This is a genomic window from Parapedobacter sp. (genome assembly GCF_035556095.1).
Taxonomy (GTDB): Bacteria; Bacteroidota; Bacteroidia; order Sphingobacteriales; family Sphingobacteriaceae; genus Parapedobacter.
The window spans coordinates 655,271-674,525 of the sequence record NZ_DATMFT010000021.1 but is presented as its reverse complement, the minus strand read 5'-3'; the positions used below and the strand labels follow the sequence as shown (position 1 = coordinate 674,525).

Sequence of the window (19,255 nt, the reverse complement as noted above, 5' to 3'; positions counted from 1 at the left end):
TTTGTTTAATTACGTTATGTGCCAGCTTTCCGGCGACTGGTCTTAGTTAACTCCAACAGTTCGATGTTGTTTCTATTCAGCTTGACTTTACCTTCGTTTTCAAGCGCTTTCAACAGGCGCGAAATTACTACGCGCGAACTGTTTAGCGCATATGCAATTTCCTGATGTGTTTTGTTTATCACATCGGATGATGTGATTTTCGCTGCTTCCAAAAGATAATTGTACAGGCGTCTATCCATTTTCATGAATGCGAGATTATCAATCGCCTCCAGCATCTCGTTAAACCGATTATTGTAACTTGAAAACACGAACGCTCGCCAACTGGGGTACTTGCCCACCCATGTTTCCATATAGCTTACCGGAACCATGGCAACCACCCCATCTGTTTCGGCTACCGCCCGGATCTCACTTTTCGTATCGCCCATACAGCACGCCAGGGTCATCGCACAGGTGTCGCCTTTTTCGATAAAATACAATACTAATTCGCCTTTATCCAAGTCTTCTCGCATAATCTTAATGGCACCGCTGATAAGCAAAGGCATCGTCCTGATGTATTTCCCGATGTCGATCAGCATATCACCCGCTTTAAATGCCACCAGTTTGGCTACCGGTGCCATTTCATCAATCAATGCCGGTTCGAATATCGCGCCGTATGCTTCCTCTATCGGTCCTTTCATGCCCAACATCCTTTTCCATGTGTTGATACTTATCGCCGCAAGTATGACAATTATAAATCATTTCTACAAAAATACAACTAAAACCCGACGCTATTTTTCTTAGAAGTGTCTCGATACCCGATGTTGTGTAACCAAAGTAACCGTACAGTATAAAATAAAGTGAGTACTTTGCATGAGAAAAAAATAAGTAGAAACGGATAAATTTAAAATAATGTTTTTTCAGCATGTATATGATAAAAGCCTAGCGCAGGCCAGCTACGTGATTGGTTGCCAGGCAAACGGAGTGGCCATCGTCATCGATGCACAGCGCGATATCGATGTGTATCTGGAGATAGCGAAGCAAAATAACCTGAAAATCACCCACGTTATGGAAACGCATATCCACGCCGATTTCCTCTGTGGCTCGCGCGAACTCGCTGCCGTTACCGGTGCCAAGCTGTACCTTTCTGACGAAGGTGGCGAAGACTGGCAGTACCAGTTTCCACACGTCGGGTTAAAACATGGAGACAAGGTAACCGTTGGCAACCTCACCCTGGAGACATTGCATACCCCCGGGCATACGCCAGAAAGCATCAGTTTCGTCCTCATAGACCACCCTGCATCAGACAAACCCGTCATGGTCTTTACAGGAGACTTCGTATTCGTAGGCGATGTGGGGCGCCCCGACCTGCTGGAAAAGGCCGCCGGTATGGTGGGTACGGTGGAAAAAGGAGCTAAACAGTTGTACCGGTCCATTCAGCATTTTGGTGAATTGCCCGAGTATATACAGGTGTGGCCGGGTCACGGTGCCGGATCGGCCTGCGGCAAATCCTTAGGCGCAGTACCCAATTCAACCGTTGGCTATGAAAAAATCCGCAATTGGGCGTTCCAATATGGCGATGATGAAGCGGGCTTTGTTGAATACCTGTTGGATGGGCAGCCTGAGCCACCGACTTATTTCGCTATGATGAAGCACCTGAATAAGGTGCCCCGCCCCCTATTGATCGAAGTGCCAAAGTACCCAAAGTTGGATAAAGAAGACTTTCTATCGGCATACCGCCACGGGCTAAAGGTAATCGATACCCGAAATAAGGTTGATTTCGCAAAGGGGTTTATTCCCGGAAGCATCAATATCCAGGGAAATAATTCATTTTCTACCTGGGTGGGCTGGATATTAACGTATCAGGAACAGTTCCTATTGGTTGCCGACGACAAAGACGTCGAAGATTTGACCAGGAAATTGATGCGTATCGGCATGGATAATGTTTGTGGTTATGTTTCAGACATTACAAGTCTCGGTTTGGAACTACAAACGGCAGATGTAATCGATATCGAAGCGTTTAAAGGGTATGTAGGGGCAGACGACACCCAGATTGTGGATGTACGTGGAGAAAGCGAATACAAGGCGGGGCATATTCCGGGCGCTGACCACATATTCGTGGGCACCTTGCAACAGCATCTAGACAAGATAGCTAAAGAAAAGCAAGTCGTGATCCATTGCCAGTCCGGCGACCGCGCTACGATTGCCTACTCGCTTTTAAGGCGTAACGGCTTTAACAACGTCAAAAACTATTCCGGTGGCATGAAGGAATGGAAGGAAAAGGACAATCAAGTTGTTAAATAAGAGAAAGAGAAGAAATGAAAAATTATTTGAAAAGCTGGAACTTGGCGCGGGTGCTTCGACTCGCTATCGGTGTCATCATTATCATGCAGGGAATAGAAATCGAACAATGGCTTTTGGTAGGTATGGGTGTTTTATTTGCCATATTGTCGTTTTTCAATGTAAATATGTGCGCAACCGGAAGCTGTGGCGTTCCCACGCAACGGAGGCCCCATAAGCATGCCGGCACCGCCTATGACGAAGTAAAGTAATACATCAAAACAGTATTGAAAAACAAATGTTAGAACTTTTGAAGCAACCGTGGCCTTGGTATATCGCGGGGCCGATAATCGGGCTTACCGTGCCTGCATTACTGATATTGGGCAATAAACCTTTTGGAATCAGCTCATCCCTCCGCCACATCTGCGCGTCATGTGTACCAGCTAAAATCCCATTCTTTCACTATAATTGGAAGAGCGAGACCTGGAATCTATTCTTTGTCTTCGGTATCTTTCTCGGAGGCACACTTGCTACTGCTTTTCTGGCTAACCTTAGTCCGACTGAGGTAAACCCAGCATTGGCAAATGAATTGGCTACTTACGGCGTTACCAACTACAACAACCTCATTCCGGAAGATCTCATGAGTTGGCAATCGCTGTTCACCGTGAAGGGATTTTTCTTTATGGTGGTCGGTGGGTTTTTGGTTGGGTTCGGCACCCGCTATGCCGATGGCTGCACCAGCGGGCATGCCATCATGGGGTTATCTCATTTGCAATGGCCCTCACTGATCGCTACAGTTTGCTTTATGATTGGCGGCTTTATCATGGCGAACCTGATTTTGCCACATATTTTATCACTTTAAATGAACAACATGCAACAGACAAGGAATAACAATCGGGACACAAAATTGCCGGAGGCTGTGTATACCAATGAAAACCGGTTGACGTACGGGTGGCGCCACAATACGAAATACCTTGTGGCGGGTGTGCTGTTTGGTGTCCTGTTAGTGAAATCCGAAGTGATTAGCTGGTTTCGCATCCAGGAAATGTTCCGTCTGCAATCCTTTCACATGTATGGTATTATTGGCAGTGCTGTAATCGTAGGCATTATTTCCGTTTGGCTGATTAAAAAATTCCGAATCAAAACGATTGACGGAGAGCCGATTACCATTGCGCCTAAAAAATTCACCAAGGGCCATATTTACGGGGGGCTCATTTTCGGATTCGGCTGGGCAATCACCGGAGCCTGCCCGGGGCCGCTGTTCGCTCAGATCGGCACGGGCGCCACGGTAATCGCTGTAACCTTATTGAGCGCGGTTGCGGGAACGTGGGTGTACGGCTACTTTAAACACCGGCTACCCCATTAATACGTTCAGCCAAAGTTGCTATAGCTTTTATCAACGGATAAAACGCTAATCGAAGTCGAAGAAATCGCCTAGAAAGGACTTCTTCTTCTTTCGATAACCGCCATGCCGGTCGTCCCGATAATCATCCCGTTCTTGGTATCGGCTGTCAGGATATGCCGGACGGCTGTTAGGTACTTGCGTGTAAGCTTTATCAGACTGTTCTATAATTTTATCCAGTTCACCTCGGTCCAACCAGATTCCTCGGCATTTGGGGCAGTAATCGATCTCAACCTGATTACGTACAGACATTAAAAGCGTTTCGTTGCAACTTGGACAATTCATTGATCGTAATTTTAATCACTATTTACCGCTTATCTACCGTTTCGCAAAAGCCTGAAAACTTCTTACGAAACCTCGGTTCAGAAAGATCGACAGCAATGCAATAACCGTAGCATCTTTCAAACGGCGCTATATTACGAAACAAACGCGGCAACTTCAAAATTATTGCGAATACTTATCGTTAGATTACGTTTACAGCGAAATTCCAGATATAGTCGAAAGCGAATACATCTGGAATTTGCAATACCGCATAACGGCTAATTTTTCAGACTTGCCATATCTATCACAAATCGATATTTCACATCGCCTTTCAATAAACGCTCGTAAGCGATATTTATATCTTGCATTTTAATTAGCTCAATATCTGACACGATATTATGCGCTCCGCAAAAATCCAGCATTTCCTGTGTTTCGGCAATGCTACCTATCGTAGACCCCGCAAAATTCCGTCGTGTCGGTATAAGACTGAATGCAGCAATAGGAAGCGGATGTTCCGGTGCTCCGACAAGAGCTAACGTTCCATCCACTTTTAAAAGGCTCAGGTATGCGTTCACATCGTGCTCTGCAGAAACGCAATCCAAAACGAAGTGTAGCGTGGCTGCGTTAGCTTTCATTTGACCCATGTCCGTAGATAAGATAACCTCATCAGCTCCCAACCTTTGGGCATCTTCCACTTTTGACGGCGAGGTGGTAATCACGACTACGTGGGCCCCCATAGCTTTAGCTAATTTTACACCCATATGTCCCAATCCGCCGATACCGACGATACCAACTTTCATTCCCGGACCCACGTTCCAATGCTTCAAAGGCGACCAGGTTGTTACACCTGCGCACAACAACGGAGCTGTGGCTGCTAAATCCAAATTTTCGGGCACCCGCAAAACAAAGTCCTCATCAACAACTATTTTTTCAGAATATCCCCCGAACGTTTGCTTGTTCAAGTATTTTTCGAGACCGTTGTACGTTTGTACATTGCCATTCTCACAATACTGCTCACTCCCTTTTTTGCATTGTTCACACTCACGGCAACTATCTACCATACAACCCACCGCAGCCAAATCGCCTACTTTGAATTTGGTTACACCGCTGCCGACTTTTGAGATACGTCCCACAATTTCATGCCCGGGTACATTCGGGTAAACCGTTCCTCGCCATTCGTTGCGGGCAGTGTGCAAATCGGAGTGACATACACCACAATACAAAATATCTATTTCCACATCTTTTATCCTCACTTCACGGCGTTCGATGCTTAACTGTTTCAGGTCTTCAGTTGGGGCGTCTGTCCCAAACGCTTTAACAATTTGTGTATTCATACCCTTTAAATTTTTAGTTTTTCTTATTTAAGCAAATGAAGTTCCCTTCAAGCCGTCACACCGTTCCAAAAACCTTTTCTATAACACCACATATCGATTCGGCGTGCGAACTATGACATTCCGTAGTAAGAAAATAAAGCTATCCAATACTACTGCAAACAGCTTTACAATATACAAAATTATGAAATGTTGATACCTCCATCTATGGAATTAGGCCGTTTATTTTGTGCCGGTATAGTTGAAACCAAGACCTTTACATCTCCGCAAGGGCTTAACGCTACGTGCTCCACAGCGTGATGGTCCCGTTTTATCATCACCTTTTCGGGATGTGTACCACGTGTTAATCATGCCCATGACACCAAAGCCCAATGCCGAACTTTACAGTATCATCAGGACAATCAACCCCAGAAATATAAAAATGGAATTGTCGTTGCCTATTCCTGCCATGGATAACGACGGTATGACCTTGTTTAGCCAGTGTTTCTGTTACGGTTGTTTGCTCATTTTATGAATGTCCCTCACATAAATTACGTTTCGTTCATAGCCGTATTGGGCGACATGGATCATCGCCTGTGTAACCTGCTTCATGGTATTGTACATATTGGGAAATAGGCTTTTTATAACCGGAAACAGCCATGAAATATATTTGTACGCGCGCAAAACGAGCTGTTGCCCAGCAGCAGGTTTAACAAAACCTATGCGGAAACCGAACGCTTGTTTGAACGGGAGTTTTGCCAAATCATTTTCGGTTTTTCCTTTCACCCTAGCCCACATCATTCTGCTTTTTTCGGTACCGTCTGTACCGCCTCCGCTTACATAAATAAAAGAAATGTTGGGACGAGGATCCAACACTTTTGCGAAGTGCATGGTGGTATCGTAGGTCACCCTTTTATATTCTTCCTCCACTTTTCCTACAGCACTTATGCCCGCGCAATAGAAACAGGCGTCATATCCTTTCAATATGGCATCATCTTCCTCAAGCGACAGAAAATCCCCAACAATGTATTCTTTCAGCTTGGGATGCTGCTTACCTGTTGGTTTCCGGCTAACGCTCAGCACTTCCGTGATGAGCGGATGGGCCAAGCATTCAATTAAAACACCTTCGCCGATCATACCTGTTGTCCCTGTGATGATTACACGCATTTTCGATTAACGCTTGGGAACAGTCCATAGGTATATCGTGGCTCCATCTATTTTAACAGTTTTGTCAGGCTTCCAGTCGCCCATATCAAAGGCATGGGATACTACCCGTGTTCCCGGTTTCAACTCTTTGAGGATTTTTGGGCGTAACTTCAGGTTCACCGAGGGTAGCAGATAAAGTGTCAACACATCCGCTTTGCTAAAATCAAAATCGAACAAATCACCTTGGACAAATGTTACTTTATCGGTGACGCCCGCTTTTTCAGCATTTTCATTTGCTTCTTCTATGCGTCGCGGATCGAGGTCGACCCCCGTTGAAATGGCACCACGTTTTGCGGCAGAAATCGCGATACGACCATCGCCACACCCCAAGTCGTAATGTATGTCGCCCGCTTTCACCCCGGCCAAATCAAGCATTCCGTCCACCACCGACTGCCTTGTTGGCACATATGGCACATCCAAATCGGGTGTTTGCGCTAATACCGGCAAGCCTCCCAATAACAAAAAGACCAGTAAATAATTTTTCAGGGATTTCATCTTGTTTAATTTAAAGGGTTTAAAAAATACAATCCGATAGCTCATACGCTATCGGTAATACCACTTCATAAAACACTTATTTTGCGTTGTTGTTTTGCTCCATTGGATGTTATCTCCGTGTTGGGAGAATCAGCATTTATGTCCTGCAGTACCGGTGAGAATTTTAGCACCTTTTCGCCCATCACATCCGCCACTTTCTCCAATCCGGCATCATCATTCACGCTCACCCCACCCTTCATCTGGACGGTAGGGTCTGCCCTGCGTCTGCTGTACCATATGCCAAGCTTCGTGGGGAAGGTGTTTTTCCTAGCCAATCCAATTCATTAGTGGCTAAATTACAAAAAAACCAATGCGAACATCGAAAAAAATCCTGATAGTCCACCTTCGGCTCGCGAGTGTCCTATAATGAAATATCCGGGTCCGTGACCATCTTGTTGATGAAATCGACTGAGAGAAATAAAAAAACCACCTCGAAATTTCTTAAGAGATGGCTTTTTGTGCGCCCACCTGGGCTCGAACCAGGGACCAAGAGATTATGAGTCTCCTACTCTAACCAACTGAGCTATAGGCGCAGTGCAAACTAATGCATTGTTTTGCGGCTGCAAATGTACATATTTGCAGATAGAACTAGAAATTTTCATGAGAAATATACGCAACATTGTCCTCGATTACGGGAATGTTTTATTCGATATCGATTTTCCAAAATTGCGGCAATCATTCATCGATCTCGGCATTCCGGATGTGGATACTTTTTACGGCCACAGAGCGCAACACGTTTTGTTCGATGCGTTCGACAAGGGCATCATTACCGCCGCTCAATTTCGCAATGAACTTCGCAACGCCGCGCATAACCGTGAATTGAGCGATGAGGCCATTGACGCTGCATGGAACAGTCTGCTCATCGGCGTGCGGCCAAACCACCATGAATTGCTCCTTCAATTAAAAGGGCAATACCGTACATTCCTGCTAAGCAACAACAACGAAATCCACTATCAATGGATTATGGACTACCTCAACCGTGAATTCGGCATCAATGGCAACAGCGCCTTCTTCGAAAAGGACTACTACTCACACCTCATGCGGATGCGGAAACCGGATGACGAGATTTTCCAATTCGTATTGGATACCCACGGACTAAATCCGGCAGAGACGCTTTTCGTCGACGACAGTCCGCAGCATATCGAAACGGCCAAGAAACTCGGAATCCAGGCGCATTTACTGGCTCAGAGCGACACGTTGCCGAGCCTTTTGGCCCGACTGGGTCATACCGGTTGATTCGTATCCTCGTTATCGAGTCGTCACGACCGCGGCGGAAATACCGCAAGCATTACTTTTATAATTCGTGCGATTATAATTGCATATCATAGCAACTTTAGGTAAGTTTACCTAACTAAAAGGAATGGAGGTCCAACGATGTTCAACAAAAACACCCCCCAAATAGCTAGCCTGCTGCTATCAGAACCTTTTATGCTTGATCCCAACTTCCAACGTTCAGTAGTTCTGTTATGCGAGCACAACGATGAAGATGGAACCGTGGGTTACGTACTCAACCAGCCAGCCAGCATCCAGCTCAGCGACGTCATGAGCGAGTTTCCTGAAACCGATTTCCCCCTATTTCTGGGTGGTCCCGTAGCACAGGACAGTATCCATTTCATTCATAAGTGTTACGATAAACTCCACAGTGGAATCGGGTTGGGTAACGGCATCTACTGGGGCGGCAACTTCGAGAGCCTGCAGATTTTGATCAACAACGGTGACATTACCGCAGATGAGATTAAGTTCTTCCTGGGTTATTCAGGCTGGAGCCCCGGCCAATTGGATAGCGAACTCAAGGAAAATACATGGGTAATCAGCAATCACTATAATCCCGATATTACCTTTGGAAATGACGGTGAAAATCTATGGAAAGAAGCCATCGTATCCCTTGGGCCGAAGTATGCCCATGTGGCCAATTTTCCGCAAAACCCCATGTGGAATTAAACCGCCGGTCTGACCAAGAGCATCCACGTCATTTGCGATCCCGCGCTATTTTCTTTACCTTTGCACCGCCTTGGGGCCATATATTGCCCTTTTTTGATCTGCGAATCCCTTTTATGCCCATATCTAACATAAGGGGGCAGGTATTGGGTCACCTGTTTAAATATCAATCTCCCGTATTTTGTCTCACGTAAGCGTATCGGCACCTCGTCGCAGATGCACCGCGCTTAAAAAAAGAAAAAAACGATGATGCTATTGGCAACTGACCTCGATGGTACGTTTCTCGGCGGTTCCGCTTCGAAGAGACGAAAACTCTACCGTTTAATCAAAAACCATTCGGACTTCAAATTGGTTTTCGTAACTGGCCGGGGAATAGAAACGGTACTCCCTTTGTTGCACGACCCCACCATCCCGATGCCCCACTACATCATAAGCGATGTGGGCGCTACCGTTGTGGACGGCCGAACCCGTGAGCCCTTGGCGACTATACAGTCTGAAATCGAGCAACGGTGGCCGGATGAACATCTCCTCAAACAGCAGCTATCCACCATACCGGGCATTCAACCGCAGGAGGTGCCCCAACAAAGGCGCTGTTCATTCTATTACGACGAGCATGTAGACCTCCAAACGGTACACGAAATCGCCAGCCGCCATCAATGCGATGTGTTGTTGTCGGCGGGGAAATACCTCGATATCTTGCCTGGTGGGGTAAATAAGGGAACCACCCTCAAAAAATTGATCCAGGCCATCGACTTCCCGGAGGACCAGGTGCTGGTTGCGGGCGACACCTATAACGATTATTCCCTTTTCGAAACGGGCTACAGCGGAGTTGCCGTAGGCAACTCCGAACCCGCCCTCCTCGCCGCAGTGGACCATATGGATCATGTGTTCCAAGCTACCAAAGAAGGTGCCGGAGGCATATTGGAGGCTATGCAGCATTTCAAACCCTTCCGTGGTTACTACCCCGTCCGTGAAAAAGAAGTCACGAAAAAAGAGATTAGCAACAAACAGTTGCTCATGGTGTACCATCGGTTGCCCTTCGATATCATCACCGAAAATGGCAAGCCGAAACGCGTGCCCCCCCGTAGCCCCAACGGCATCATCCCATCGTTGCTCGGTTTTTTCGATACCGGCAGGCCGGGCGTATGGATAGGTGAAGAAGTGGCCGGCTTATTGGGAGATAACCCCCAACTCACCCAGTACATCGACAAAAAACAATACCCCAACCTGAAAGCCTCCATCATCCCGCTACCCAAAAAGGATATCGACCTGTTCTACCGGGTATTCTCGAAAGAGGCGTTCTGGCCTACCATATTCTCGTTTATTAGCAAGGCCCAGTTTAATCACAACCATTGGCAACACTACCTCAAGATCAACAAATTGTTTGCCGACCGCGTGGCTGCCGAGGCCGAGCATGGTGCCTATGTGTGGATACACGAATACAACCTATGGATGGTACCCGCGTACCTCCGGCAGTTGCGCCCCGATCTCAAAATCGGCTTCTTCCATCACACTGCATTCCCGCCGGCGGATATCTTTAACATCATCCCTTGGCGGCATGAAATCATCGGCAGTCTCCTGCAGTGCGATTTCGTCAGCTTTCATATCCCGCGGTATGTCGAAAACTTTGTCGATGTCGTGAAAAGCCACGCACCGACGAAAGTGCTTACTCGTGTCAACGCCGCCAAACAGTTCCTTACCTACAGCTGCGCACTCGGCATTGACCAGATGACCAAGCAAATCGCCGTGGGCGACAACACCATCCGGCTGGGCGCCCAGCCGGTAGGCGTAAATATGGACAACATTCGCCGCATCTGTGAAAGCGTCGAAACCAAGGAACGGGTCGAAACCCTTCGGCAGCAAACCTCGGGGAAACGCATCGTACTTTCCGTCGAGCGGCTTGATTATGTAAAAGGTCCGCTTGAAAAAATCCAAGCATTCGGTGAATTCCTTGATGAACACCCCGAATACCACGGCATGTTGGAGTTGATCAATATCTGCACGCCCCCTTCCCAAGGCATGAGAATATACGAGCGTATACAGGAAGAACTGGAACAGGCCGTGGGGAAAATCAACGGTAAATACGCCAGCATGGACTGGACCCCCATTCGCTTTTTCTTCCGGTCGGTACCTTTCGAAGAGGTAATCGCCTATTACGCCATTGCTGATGTGGCTTGGATTACGCCGCTGCGCGACGGATTGAACCTTGTGGCCAAGGAATACGTGGCTGTAAAGGGCTTGCAGAAGGATCCCGACGGCGTGCTCGTCATCTCCGAATTTGCAGGTGCGTCGGTAGAGCTGCCCCATGCCATCCGCACCAATCCCTACGATGGCCAGAGCCTCAAAGACGGCCTGCATAACGCATTGGCACTCGATGTCACCGAACGGAAGCTCCGCATGCAGCGCTTGTTTGAAACGGTAAACCATTACGACGTGCAACGCTGGGGGAGAGACTTCCTGGAGGGGTTGAAAAAAGCAACAGCGCATCGCGACGCTAACGAGCTGGCAGTGCACGAATGAAATCGTGGTCGGCTTGATGTATTACAAATCGTATTTCAACGACTGAAATTCTCCATGGTCGAGGTTTTAACAAAAACGGTTGCCGATTTAGCGGCTCCGGTTGCTGATTGAGAGATAGCAAAGGCCCGTAGCTCGTCAGAAGTAACGCTCAAACGAAACCCCATACGTAAAGAGCAGGTTTTCGCTGCCGGTACGGTTCACACGGTTGTACGTCAGCACCGCTTTGATGCTGAGTCCGCTATATAGCGCAAATGATGTTTCGTTGTTGAGGCGGATATTGAAATCGGTGCCATCGGTGAGCGAGGGTTGGTAAAAATTATTACCCTGAAGTGTTACGAGGGAATGAAAGACAAACCGGTAGGCCAGGCGAAATGAGTTGCGTACCGTCTGGTAATGCACAGGCAGATCATCTTCCAGAATACTGCTGGTGTCAAAGAGAAACCCGTCGCTAAGGTTGAGGTAGGCCGTTTCGGTGTCCCAAAAGCTATATGCCACACCTGCCCCTGCCAGCAACTGGTTTTTAATCTTCAGCGAAAAACTGCTGTTGTAGTTGGCCAGCCCCCAATAGAAGAACTTCCGATCGGGGCGGTAGAAATTGGCATCAAAAGTGGCCGAAAAATCGTTGTTGGATTTGCTGCCATCCTGCTGGCCATACAGCCACGTATTGTTCCAGTTGAGGCTCACGCGTTCTTTCCGGATGGAAAAGCCAAGGCCGTTATTGAATAGGAAGGCGCTTTTATCATTTGCGCGGTTAATCGAGTTTGTAGAAGAAAGCTTGATAAAATAGTTCGTACTATCGTTCGATTGGGCTTGGGCGGCGGTATTGGCCGAGGCCACCAACAGCAATATACAGGCAATACGTTTCATCATGAACCCGCGAATTTACAAAGAAATTTGGTGTCAACAATTCCACGCCCCCATTGTTATTTTTCGTGTGGTTACCTATACTTGATAGCTTTTATACGCTGTTGCACCTGCTGATCATTGGGTTCAATCTGCTGGGTTGGATTTGGCCAGCCACCCGCCGGTGGCACCTGTACGGCGTGCTGCTCACAGCGGCATCTTGGCTTGTATTGGGCATTTGGTATGGCATCGGCTACTGCCCGATTACCGACTGGCAATGGGAAGTGAAAACCCAGCTCGGCGAACGTGACTTGCCCAACTCGTTTATCAAGTACCAGGTAGACAAGCTAATGGTTACCGACAGCAATCCCACCTGGATCGACACCCTTACCGCGGTGAGTTTCGGCATTGTTTTCTTTATCGCGCTGTACCTGAATTTCCGTCGGTCGCCAAGACATTCGCACACAAAAGACGTTTAACCCAGAATATTCATTAGCACTTCTATTACATACTGAAACTGCTTCAAACTCTTCTCGATGCGGCCAGGCGAGCGGGGCAGCGGGACGCATCACGAAAGCTAATGAATATTCTGGGTTTAAGTGGTGTACCCCTCAACGTAGCGGGATTATCCGGTCTGAAGTTTAAGATACGTCTTTTACACGGCAATCACTTAAACCACTTTTGGGCATTGGGCCGGCGGTGTGGGCATCCGGGCCAGCAACAAGGCCGTTTTTTGCCCTCAACGATGTCTTCGCCCAATCGCTTTATATGTTCTGCCCGTGTTTTTTCCTGTTTTACAATTGTTGTCCAGCAAATCCATTCATTGCGCGCCAGCGGCGTTAGCTTATTCCATTTTTCCAATAGTTCCGGATTGGTGCGCAACGCCTTTTTCAAATCGTCCGGCACTTCATGTACCACACCTTCTTCAATTGCTATGGTTGTCATTTGAGGTCATTTTGCGGCTTGCAGGCCTGAAATACCACGAAATAATAATGGCCGCGAGCAGTGTCAACGACGGCACCACTTCGACAAATGGCTCTTTCATAAGGATATGAGAAATTGCAGCACCCGTCATCACAAAGAAAAACCCGGCATACGCCCATTCTTTTACCAAGGGGAACCCTGGCAAGAGAATGGCCACCACACCCAATATTTTCCAAATGCCTATAATGGAAAGCATATAAAGCGGATACCCCAATCGGGTTACGATTTCATTATAGCCACCGATTTGAAGCATTTGTTGGGCTCCCCCTGCAAGCATACCCGATGATAAGAATAGGGTTGCCACCCAATAGATGATTTTATTTAACCTTGTTGAGCTCGCACGCTCGGTTCTTTTTAACATACCGCATTATTTTAAGTTAGCCAGCACTTCCTGTAAACGGGTTTTCTTCTTGGGTCGGTTATCGCATGAAACACGCCCCCTCTAAACTTCATCATGAAGCTATATGACTACAAATATAAACGTAGCTATTCGACTACGCAAATTTTTCTTCAGTTTTTAGTTTTGCTGATTGCGGAGGGCTGGTCAGGTACGAACAGCCAGTACCGCGATAGCTGATTTCCGTAAACGCTTAAGAAAAAAACGGTTAGGCGGCAACCAGCTTTTTAGTACCTTTATGCCCATGATGTTTAGCACACGAACCTATCAATCGCGCAGGGAAGCACTGCAAAAAAATGTGTCGTCGGGAATCATCTTACTGATGGGCAATGGCGAAGCGCCCATCAATTTCAAGGACAACACCTACCCATTCCGGCAAGACAGTACCTTCCTCTATTATTTCGGCATCGCCACGCCGGGCCTTGCGGCTGTTATCGATATCGATGAAGACCACACGACCATTTTCGGCGACGAAATGACCATTGACGATATCATCTGGATGGGCCGCCTCGAAACCTTAAAGGAAAAAGCGAGCAAGGCCGGTGTCACTCATACGCGCCCAACAAATGCGTTAGCGGCGGTTCTCTTGCAAGCGATGCAAGACGGTCGCCCCGTGCACTTCCTTCCACCCTACAGGCATGCCAATTCAATCAGGCTTTCGCACCTCACCGGTATCGCCATCGAACAACTTTCCGAATCGGCGTCAGTAGCGCTCATTAAAGCGGTGGTAGCACAACGCGCTGTCAAATCGGAAGAAGAGGTCGCCGAAATCGAACGGGCCGTAAATACCAGCGTGAATATGCACCTCACGGCGATGCGTTTGGCAAAACCGGGTATGACCGAGCAGCAGCTAGCTGCGGCGGTACAGCACGTGGCGCAACAGGGCGGTGGCACCCTCGCCTACCCTACCATCCTCTCCGTACGCGGCGAGGTATTGCACAACCATTACCACGGCAACGTATTGCAAGAAGGCGATTTGGTACTCAACGATTCCGGAGCAGAAACGGCTATGGGGTATGCGGGCGACTTGACGCGCACGTTTCCTGCCGGAAAGACATTTACCACTTTACAGAAAGAAGCGTATCAGGTGGTACTAAACGCACTGGAATCTGCTACGGCAGCGCTCAAACCCGGTGTCGCCTACCTCGACATCCACCTTCACGCTTGCCGCATGCTTACGGAAGGATTGAAAGCAATCGGCTTAATGCGCGGCGATACCGATGAAGCCGTAGCCGCCGGTGCACATACCTTATTTTTCCAGTGCGGCACAGGCCACATGATGGGACTCGATGTGCACGACATGGAAGACCTTGGTGAACAGTACGTAGGTTATACCGATAACCTACGCAAAGATACCAACACATTCGGGCTTAAATCACTTCGATTGGGCAAGGAATTGGAAGCCGGTTATGTGCTTACGGTCGAGCCGGGCTTGTACTTCATCCCCGAACTGATCGATCGCTGGAAGGCCGAAAACGAACTCGTACAATTTATCGATTATGAAAAGGTTGAAGCATTTCGGAATTTCGGTGGCATTCGCGTGGAAGACGATATACTGATTACCCGAGATGGTCGCCGGATACTGGGGAAACCATTGGTTAAAACGGTGACCGAAATCGAAGGAATAAGGGCAGAAGCGTGGTGATTGATGATTTGAAGATGTGATAATATGAATAGATTTGAATTTCGTAATCAGCTGTGCCGATGCGGCATACTTATTATCCTGCTATTTATCGGCTTAAATGCCCAAGCACAATTTGGGCAGCAAGTGCAATGGTCGTCCGATGGCAGCGCAATCATTAAAGTCGTAGCAGGCGAGCTCGTTAAGGAACCGGTAGCCGACCCGGCGCAACGAACTGTACTGGCTACCCAAGCCGACCTGACGCCCACAGGAAGTAGCGAGCCATTACCTGTTCGGCGGTTTTCGTTAGCAGCCGGATACGATAAAATCCTAATCAATACCAACACCAAACGGGTGTGGCGCTACGATACACGAGGTGACTACTGGGTGTTCAATACGGCAGATAAATCGCTCTCCCCGCTGGGTAAGAGCCTGCCCGAGTCATCATTGATGTACGCCAAACTATCGCCCGACGGAAATCAGGTGGCATATGTGAGCGGCCATAACCTCTATGTAGAGGAACTCGCATCGGGCACCATCACGCCGCTCACCACCGATGGCGCCAACCGCATCATCCACGGCACATTCGACTGGGCCTATGAGGAAGAGTTCGGTTGCCGCGACGGATTCCGCTGGTCGCCTGATGGGAAACGGATTGCGTATTGGACTATCGATGCACGTACCATCCGTAATTTCCTGATGATCAATAACACCGATTCTACCTACTCCTATACCATTCCGGTGGAATACCCGAAGGTAGGCGAAGCACCCAGTCCCGCTTATCTCTCGGTGGTGACGGTAGACAACGGACATACCGTAAAAATGGATATCCCCGGCGACCCCTCGCAACACTACCTGCCTCGGATGGAATGGGCTGCCAACAGCGCGGAACTGATTTTTCAGCAGCTCGACCGTAAACAACAGGAAAGCAACATCTATTTGGCTAGTGCGACAGACGGCACGTGCAGATTGATTTACACGGAGACGGACGACGCATGGGTAGACAGCAAAGCCCGGTGGAACCACGATGACCCTGCAGGCTGGGAATGGATAAACAACGGAAAGGAGTTTATCTGGGTAAGCGAAAAAGACGGCTGGAGACACATTTACCGTATAGACCGCGAGGGTAATGAAAAACCAATTACCCGTGGCGACTACGACGTGATGGGCATCGACCGCATTGATGAGGCTGGCGGCTATATCTATTTCTCCGCATCGCCCGGTAATGCGACCCAGAGATACCTTTACCGCGTAAAACTAAGCGGTGGCAGAGCAAAACGGCTAACACCGGAAAATGAAGCCGGAACACATAATTACACAATCTCACCCAATGGCAAAATTGCCTTGCACCGATACAGCAGCCACACGGGGAACCACACCGGACACGTGGTGAGCCTTCCAAATCACCACACACTTGTTGACGGCGCTTATAGCAAATTGCCAGCCGACGCGCCAAAACCCGAATTCTTCAGCATCACCACGGAAAACGGCATTCAAATGGACGGCTGGATGATCAAGCCAACCAACTTCGACCCCACTAAGAAATACCCCATAGTATTCTACGTGTACGGCGAGCCCGCCGCACAAACGGTTATCGACCAATACGGCGTGGGTGGCAATCGGCTGTATAAGGGAAGCATGGCAGATGATGGTTACCTGTATATTTCACTCGACAATCGCGGTACACCAGCTCCCAAAGGACGCGCGTGGCGGAAAGCCATCTATAAAAACATCGGCATCAGCAACATCCACGACCAAGCCATGGGCGCCAAGGAAATCCTGAAATGGCCGTTTGTCGACCCCGATCGAGTAGCGGTATGGGGGTGGAGCGGCGGTGGATCATCCACGCTGAACCTCCTCTTCAAATACCCCGATATTTATCAAACCGGCATTGCCATCGCCGCTGTGGGCAACCAACTGATGTACGACAACATCTATCAAGAACGTTACATGGGCTTACCGCAAGAAGACCCCACTCCTTTTATCGACGGGTCGCCGATAACGCATGCACAGCACCTTCGTGGTAACCTGCTATACATTCACGGCACCGCAGATGACAATGTACACTACCAGAACGCTGAGCTACTGATCAACGAATTGATAAAGCACAACAAACAGTTTTCGCTCATGGCCTACCCCAACCGGAGCCATAGCATCAGCGAAGGCGAGGGCACCCAAGAACATCTTGCCACACTATACACCAACTTCCTTAAACAGCATTGCCCGCCTGGTGGGCGTTGATGTGACAGTGTGACGATTTATTGATGTGACGATGCCTTCGCCAAAATCTTCAAATCGAATAATTTTTAAATGGAATTAAAAATGAAGCGCCTATTTATCCTTATCCTTTCGGTCGCCATGTTTTCTGAAAGCCACGCCCAATTGCTGAAAGCCCGTGAACTCTTCAGCCGGGCGGACTCCCTGCGCGGCCAGCTTACGCCGTTGCGTACTTGCTACGACATCAATTACTACCACCTCGATGTGCGTGTAGACCCCGATAAGCGATACATCTCGGGTTCCAACCTGTTTGTGTTTACCGCCACAATCAATTTTGACCGCCTGCAGTTCGATTTGTTCGATAACCTCCGCCTCGACAGCGTAATTTACCGAGGCCAGCAACTGCCCTTCAAACGGGAGTATAACGCCGTATTCATCGATTTTCCGCAGGCCATGACCAAGGGGCAATTGGATTCATTCACTGTGTTTTACTCGGGTCATCCGCTGCAAGCCAAACGGGCGCCCTGGGATGGCGGATTTGATTTCAAGAAAGATAGTAACGGGAAGCATTGGATCGCTACGGCCTGCCAGGGCTTAGGGGCCAGTGTGTGGTGGCCCAACAAAGACCATCAGTCGGACGAAGTGGATAGCATGCTCATCAGCATCAGCGTGCCGAACGGCCTTACTAACGTATCCAATGGCCGGTTCCGCGGAAGTGAAGATCTCGGCGATGGTTACACGCGTTTCAATTGGTTCGTGAGCAACCCGATCAACAATTATAACGTGGCTGCCAATATCGGCGACTATGTGCATTTTGCCGATACGTTCGGTGGCGAGAAGGGGGTGCTCGACCTCGACTATTGGGTGCTCCGCGAAAACGAAGCCAAGGCCAAGTCCCATTTCGACGCCAACGTCAAACCAATGCTGCGTGCGTTCGAATACTGGTTTGGCCCCTACCCGTTCTATGCAGACGGATTTAAACTGGTGGAAACCTCCCACCTCGGCATGGAACACCAGAGTGCCATTGCTTATGGCAACAAATACCAAAACGGCTACCTGGGCAACGATGGCTCAGGTACCGGATGGGGTAATAAGTGGGATTTCATCATCGTACACGAAGCGGGTCACGAGTGGTTCGGCAACAACATCACCTCAAATGACCTAGCCGATATGTGGATACATGAAAGTTTCACCAACTATTCCGAGTCACTGTACATCGATTACCACTTCGGCAAACGCGCAGGCCAGGAATATGTGCATGGTAACCGCCGCGGCATCCAAAACCTTGCTCCCATTATCGGCAGCTACCATGTGAACAACGAGGGTTCCGGCGATATGTACAACAAGGGCGGCGTGTTGCACAACATGGCGCGCACCATCATTGACGACGATGAAAAATGGCGGCAAATACTCCGGGGCCTCAACACCAGGTTCTATCACAGCACGGTAGACTATGAAGACGTTGTAAACTACATCAGCGAACAGTCGGGCAAAGACCTCTCGCAATTGTATGCACAGTACGTACGCCACGCCAATATCCCCACACTTGAGTTTTATTTTGCAAAAGATGGCAAAGTATTCTGCCGTTGGATTGCCGACGTGCGGGATTTTGATATGCCGGTCCGCATCCGCACCAAAGGCGGCACCTATCAATTCATCCATCCCAAACGGCAGTTCACTCCTGTCAATATTTCCGGGCTTACACGTGCCAACCTCGAAGTGGATACCTTCAATTTCTACATCGGCGTACTGGTGAACGAATGAAA

The 19,255-nt window shown here is 48.6% G+C and carries 20 protein-coding genes and 1 tRNA gene; 11 read left to right on the top strand and 10 right to left on the bottom strand.

The window, feature by feature from the left end:
* Nucleotides 1-14 precede the first annotated feature (14 nt).
* Entirely contained in the window at nt 15-677 is a 663-nt protein-coding gene (locus VNQ80_RS13355; RefSeq protein ID WP_325639396.1) for a Crp/Fnr family transcriptional regulator, read from the bottom strand.
* 211 nt (nt 678-888) lie between these two features.
* Here VNQ80_RS13355 and VNQ80_RS13350 point away from each other — a divergent pair, with 211 nt between their 5' ends.
* The 4 genes from VNQ80_RS13350 to VNQ80_RS13335 are packed head-to-tail and all read left to right on the top strand — an operon-like array spanning nt 889 to nt 3,622.
* On the top strand, nt 889-2,280 hold the full coding sequence (locus VNQ80_RS13350; RefSeq protein WP_325639394.1) for an MBL fold metallo-hydrolase: 1,392 nt from the start codon (nt 889-891) through the stop codon (nt 2,278-2,280).
* Nucleotides 2,281-2,294: 14 nt separating this feature from the next.
* Nucleotides 2,295-2,528 (top strand): hypothetical protein, encoded by a 234-nt coding sequence (locus tag VNQ80_RS13345; RefSeq protein ID WP_325639392.1) that lies wholly within the window; start codon nt 2,295-2,297, stop codon nt 2,526-2,528.
* Nucleotides 2,528-3,118: a YeeE/YedE family protein gene (locus tag VNQ80_RS13340; protein WP_414692999.1), complete on the top strand. Its 591-nt coding sequence runs from the start codon at nt 2,528-2,530 to the stop codon at nt 3,116-3,118. The genes VNQ80_RS13345 and VNQ80_RS13340 overlap by 1 nt, the downstream gene beginning before the upstream one ends.
* Before the next feature lie 9 nt (nt 3,119-3,127).
* Nucleotides 3,128-3,622: a DUF6691 family protein gene (locus VNQ80_RS13335; RefSeq protein ID WP_325639388.1), complete on the top strand. Its 495-nt coding sequence runs from the start codon at nt 3,128-3,130 to the stop codon at nt 3,620-3,622.
* 45 nt (nt 3,623-3,667) lie between these two features.
* Here VNQ80_RS13335 and VNQ80_RS13330 read toward each other — a convergent pair whose 3' ends face one another.
* The 6 genes from VNQ80_RS13330 to VNQ80_RS13305 all read right to left on the bottom strand — a co-directional run bounded on the left by VNQ80_RS13330 (nt 3,668) and on the right by VNQ80_RS13305 (nt 7,502).
* A complete protein-coding gene (locus VNQ80_RS13330) occupies nt 3,668-3,910 on the bottom strand; it encodes a zf-TFIIB domain-containing protein (protein ID WP_414692996.1) in 243 nt (80 codons plus the stop codon).
* Nucleotides 3,911-4,197: 287 nt separating this feature from the next.
* The gene (locus tag VNQ80_RS13325) at nt 4,198-5,253 is read right to left on the bottom strand and encodes an NAD(P)-dependent alcohol dehydrogenase (RefSeq protein ID WP_325639384.1); all 1,056 of its coding nucleotides are present in this window, start codon (nt 5,251-5,253) and stop codon (nt 4,198-4,200) included.
* A 486-nt stretch (nt 5,254-5,739) separates the two neighbouring features.
* Nucleotides 5,740-6,396: an NAD-dependent epimerase/dehydratase family protein gene (locus VNQ80_RS13320; protein ID WP_325639382.1), complete on the bottom strand. Its 657-nt coding sequence runs from the start codon at nt 6,394-6,396 to the stop codon at nt 5,740-5,742.
* Nucleotides 6,397-6,402: 6 nt separating this feature from the next.
* Complete coding sequence (locus VNQ80_RS13315; protein ID WP_325639380.1) at nt 6,403-6,930, bottom strand: class I SAM-dependent methyltransferase; 528 nt, start codon at nt 6,928-6,930, stop codon at nt 6,403-6,405.
* A 65-nt stretch (nt 6,931-6,995) separates the two neighbouring features.
* Complete coding sequence (locus tag VNQ80_RS13310; RefSeq protein WP_325639378.1) at nt 6,996-7,244, bottom strand: hypothetical protein; 249 nt, start codon at nt 7,242-7,244, stop codon at nt 6,996-6,998.
* Nucleotides 7,245-7,428: 184 nt separating this feature from the next.
* A tRNA-Ile gene (locus VNQ80_RS13305) sits at nt 7,429-7,502 on the bottom strand.
* A 67-nt stretch (nt 7,503-7,569) separates the two neighbouring features.
* On the opposite strand from VNQ80_RS13305, the gene VNQ80_RS13300 reads away from it, so the two are divergent.
* The 3 genes from VNQ80_RS13300 to ggpS all read left to right on the top strand — a co-directional run bounded on the left by VNQ80_RS13300 (nt 7,570) and on the right by ggpS (nt 11,427).
* Nucleotides 7,570-8,205: an HAD family phosphatase gene (locus tag VNQ80_RS13300; RefSeq protein ID WP_325639376.1), complete on the top strand. Its 636-nt coding sequence runs from the start codon at nt 7,570-7,572 to the stop codon at nt 8,203-8,205.
* Nucleotides 8,206-8,343: 138 nt separating this feature from the next.
* Nucleotides 8,344-8,910, top strand: a complete 567-nt coding sequence (locus tag VNQ80_RS13295; RefSeq protein WP_325639374.1) for a YqgE/AlgH family protein — start codon at nt 8,344-8,346, stop codon at nt 8,908-8,910.
* Nucleotides 8,911-9,153: 243 nt separating this feature from the next.
* A complete protein-coding gene (gene ggpS, locus VNQ80_RS13290) occupies nt 9,154-11,427 on the top strand; it encodes a glucosylglycerol-phosphate synthase (RefSeq protein ID WP_325639372.1) in 2,274 nt (757 codons plus the stop codon).
* Between the two features lie 135 nt (nt 11,428-11,562).
* Here the strand turns inward: ggpS and VNQ80_RS13285 are convergent, their stop codons facing one another.
* The gene (locus VNQ80_RS13285) at nt 11,563-12,297 is read right to left on the bottom strand and encodes a DUF481 domain-containing protein (RefSeq protein WP_325639370.1); all 735 of its coding nucleotides are present in this window, start codon (nt 12,295-12,297) and stop codon (nt 11,563-11,565) included.
* A gap of 62 nt (nt 12,298-12,359) precedes the next feature.
* Between VNQ80_RS13285 and VNQ80_RS13280 the strand changes: the two genes are divergently transcribed.
* On the top strand, nt 12,360-12,749 hold the full coding sequence (locus tag VNQ80_RS13280; RefSeq protein WP_325639368.1) for a DUF2784 domain-containing protein: 390 nt from the start codon (nt 12,360-12,362) through the stop codon (nt 12,747-12,749).
* A 187-nt stretch (nt 12,750-12,936) separates the two neighbouring features.
* Here the strand turns inward: VNQ80_RS13280 and VNQ80_RS13275 are convergent, their stop codons facing one another.
* The gene (locus VNQ80_RS13275; RefSeq protein ID WP_325639366.1) at nt 12,937-13,215 is read right to left on the bottom strand and encodes a YdeI/OmpD-associated family protein; all 279 of its coding nucleotides are present in this window, start codon (nt 13,213-13,215) and stop codon (nt 12,937-12,939) included.
* On the bottom strand, nt 13,196-13,615 hold the full coding sequence (locus VNQ80_RS13270) for a DoxX family protein (RefSeq protein ID WP_325639364.1): 420 nt from the start codon (nt 13,613-13,615) through the stop codon (nt 13,196-13,198). The genes VNQ80_RS13275 and VNQ80_RS13270 overlap by 20 nt, the downstream gene beginning before the upstream one ends.
* Nucleotides 13,616-13,895: 280 nt before the next feature.
* Here VNQ80_RS13270 and VNQ80_RS13265 point away from each other — a divergent pair, with 280 nt between their 5' ends.
* The 3 genes from VNQ80_RS13265 to VNQ80_RS13255 all read left to right on the top strand — a co-directional run bounded on the left by VNQ80_RS13265 (nt 13,896) and on the right by VNQ80_RS13255 (nt 19,253).
* Nucleotides 13,896-15,296 (top strand): aminopeptidase P family protein, encoded by a 1,401-nt coding sequence (locus tag VNQ80_RS13265; protein WP_325639362.1) that lies wholly within the window; start codon nt 13,896-13,898, stop codon nt 15,294-15,296.
* A 24-nt stretch (nt 15,297-15,320) separates the two neighbouring features.
* Nucleotides 15,321-17,513, top strand: a complete 2,193-nt coding sequence (locus VNQ80_RS13260) for a S9 family peptidase (protein WP_325639360.1) — start codon at nt 15,321-15,323, stop codon at nt 17,511-17,513.
* Between the two features lie 81 nt (nt 17,514-17,594).
* On the top strand, nt 17,595-19,253 hold the full coding sequence (locus tag VNQ80_RS13255) for a M1 family metallopeptidase (RefSeq protein WP_325639358.1): 1,659 nt from the start codon (nt 17,595-17,597) through the stop codon (nt 19,251-19,253).
* The last annotated feature ends 2 nt before the right edge of the window (nt 19,254-19,255 follow it).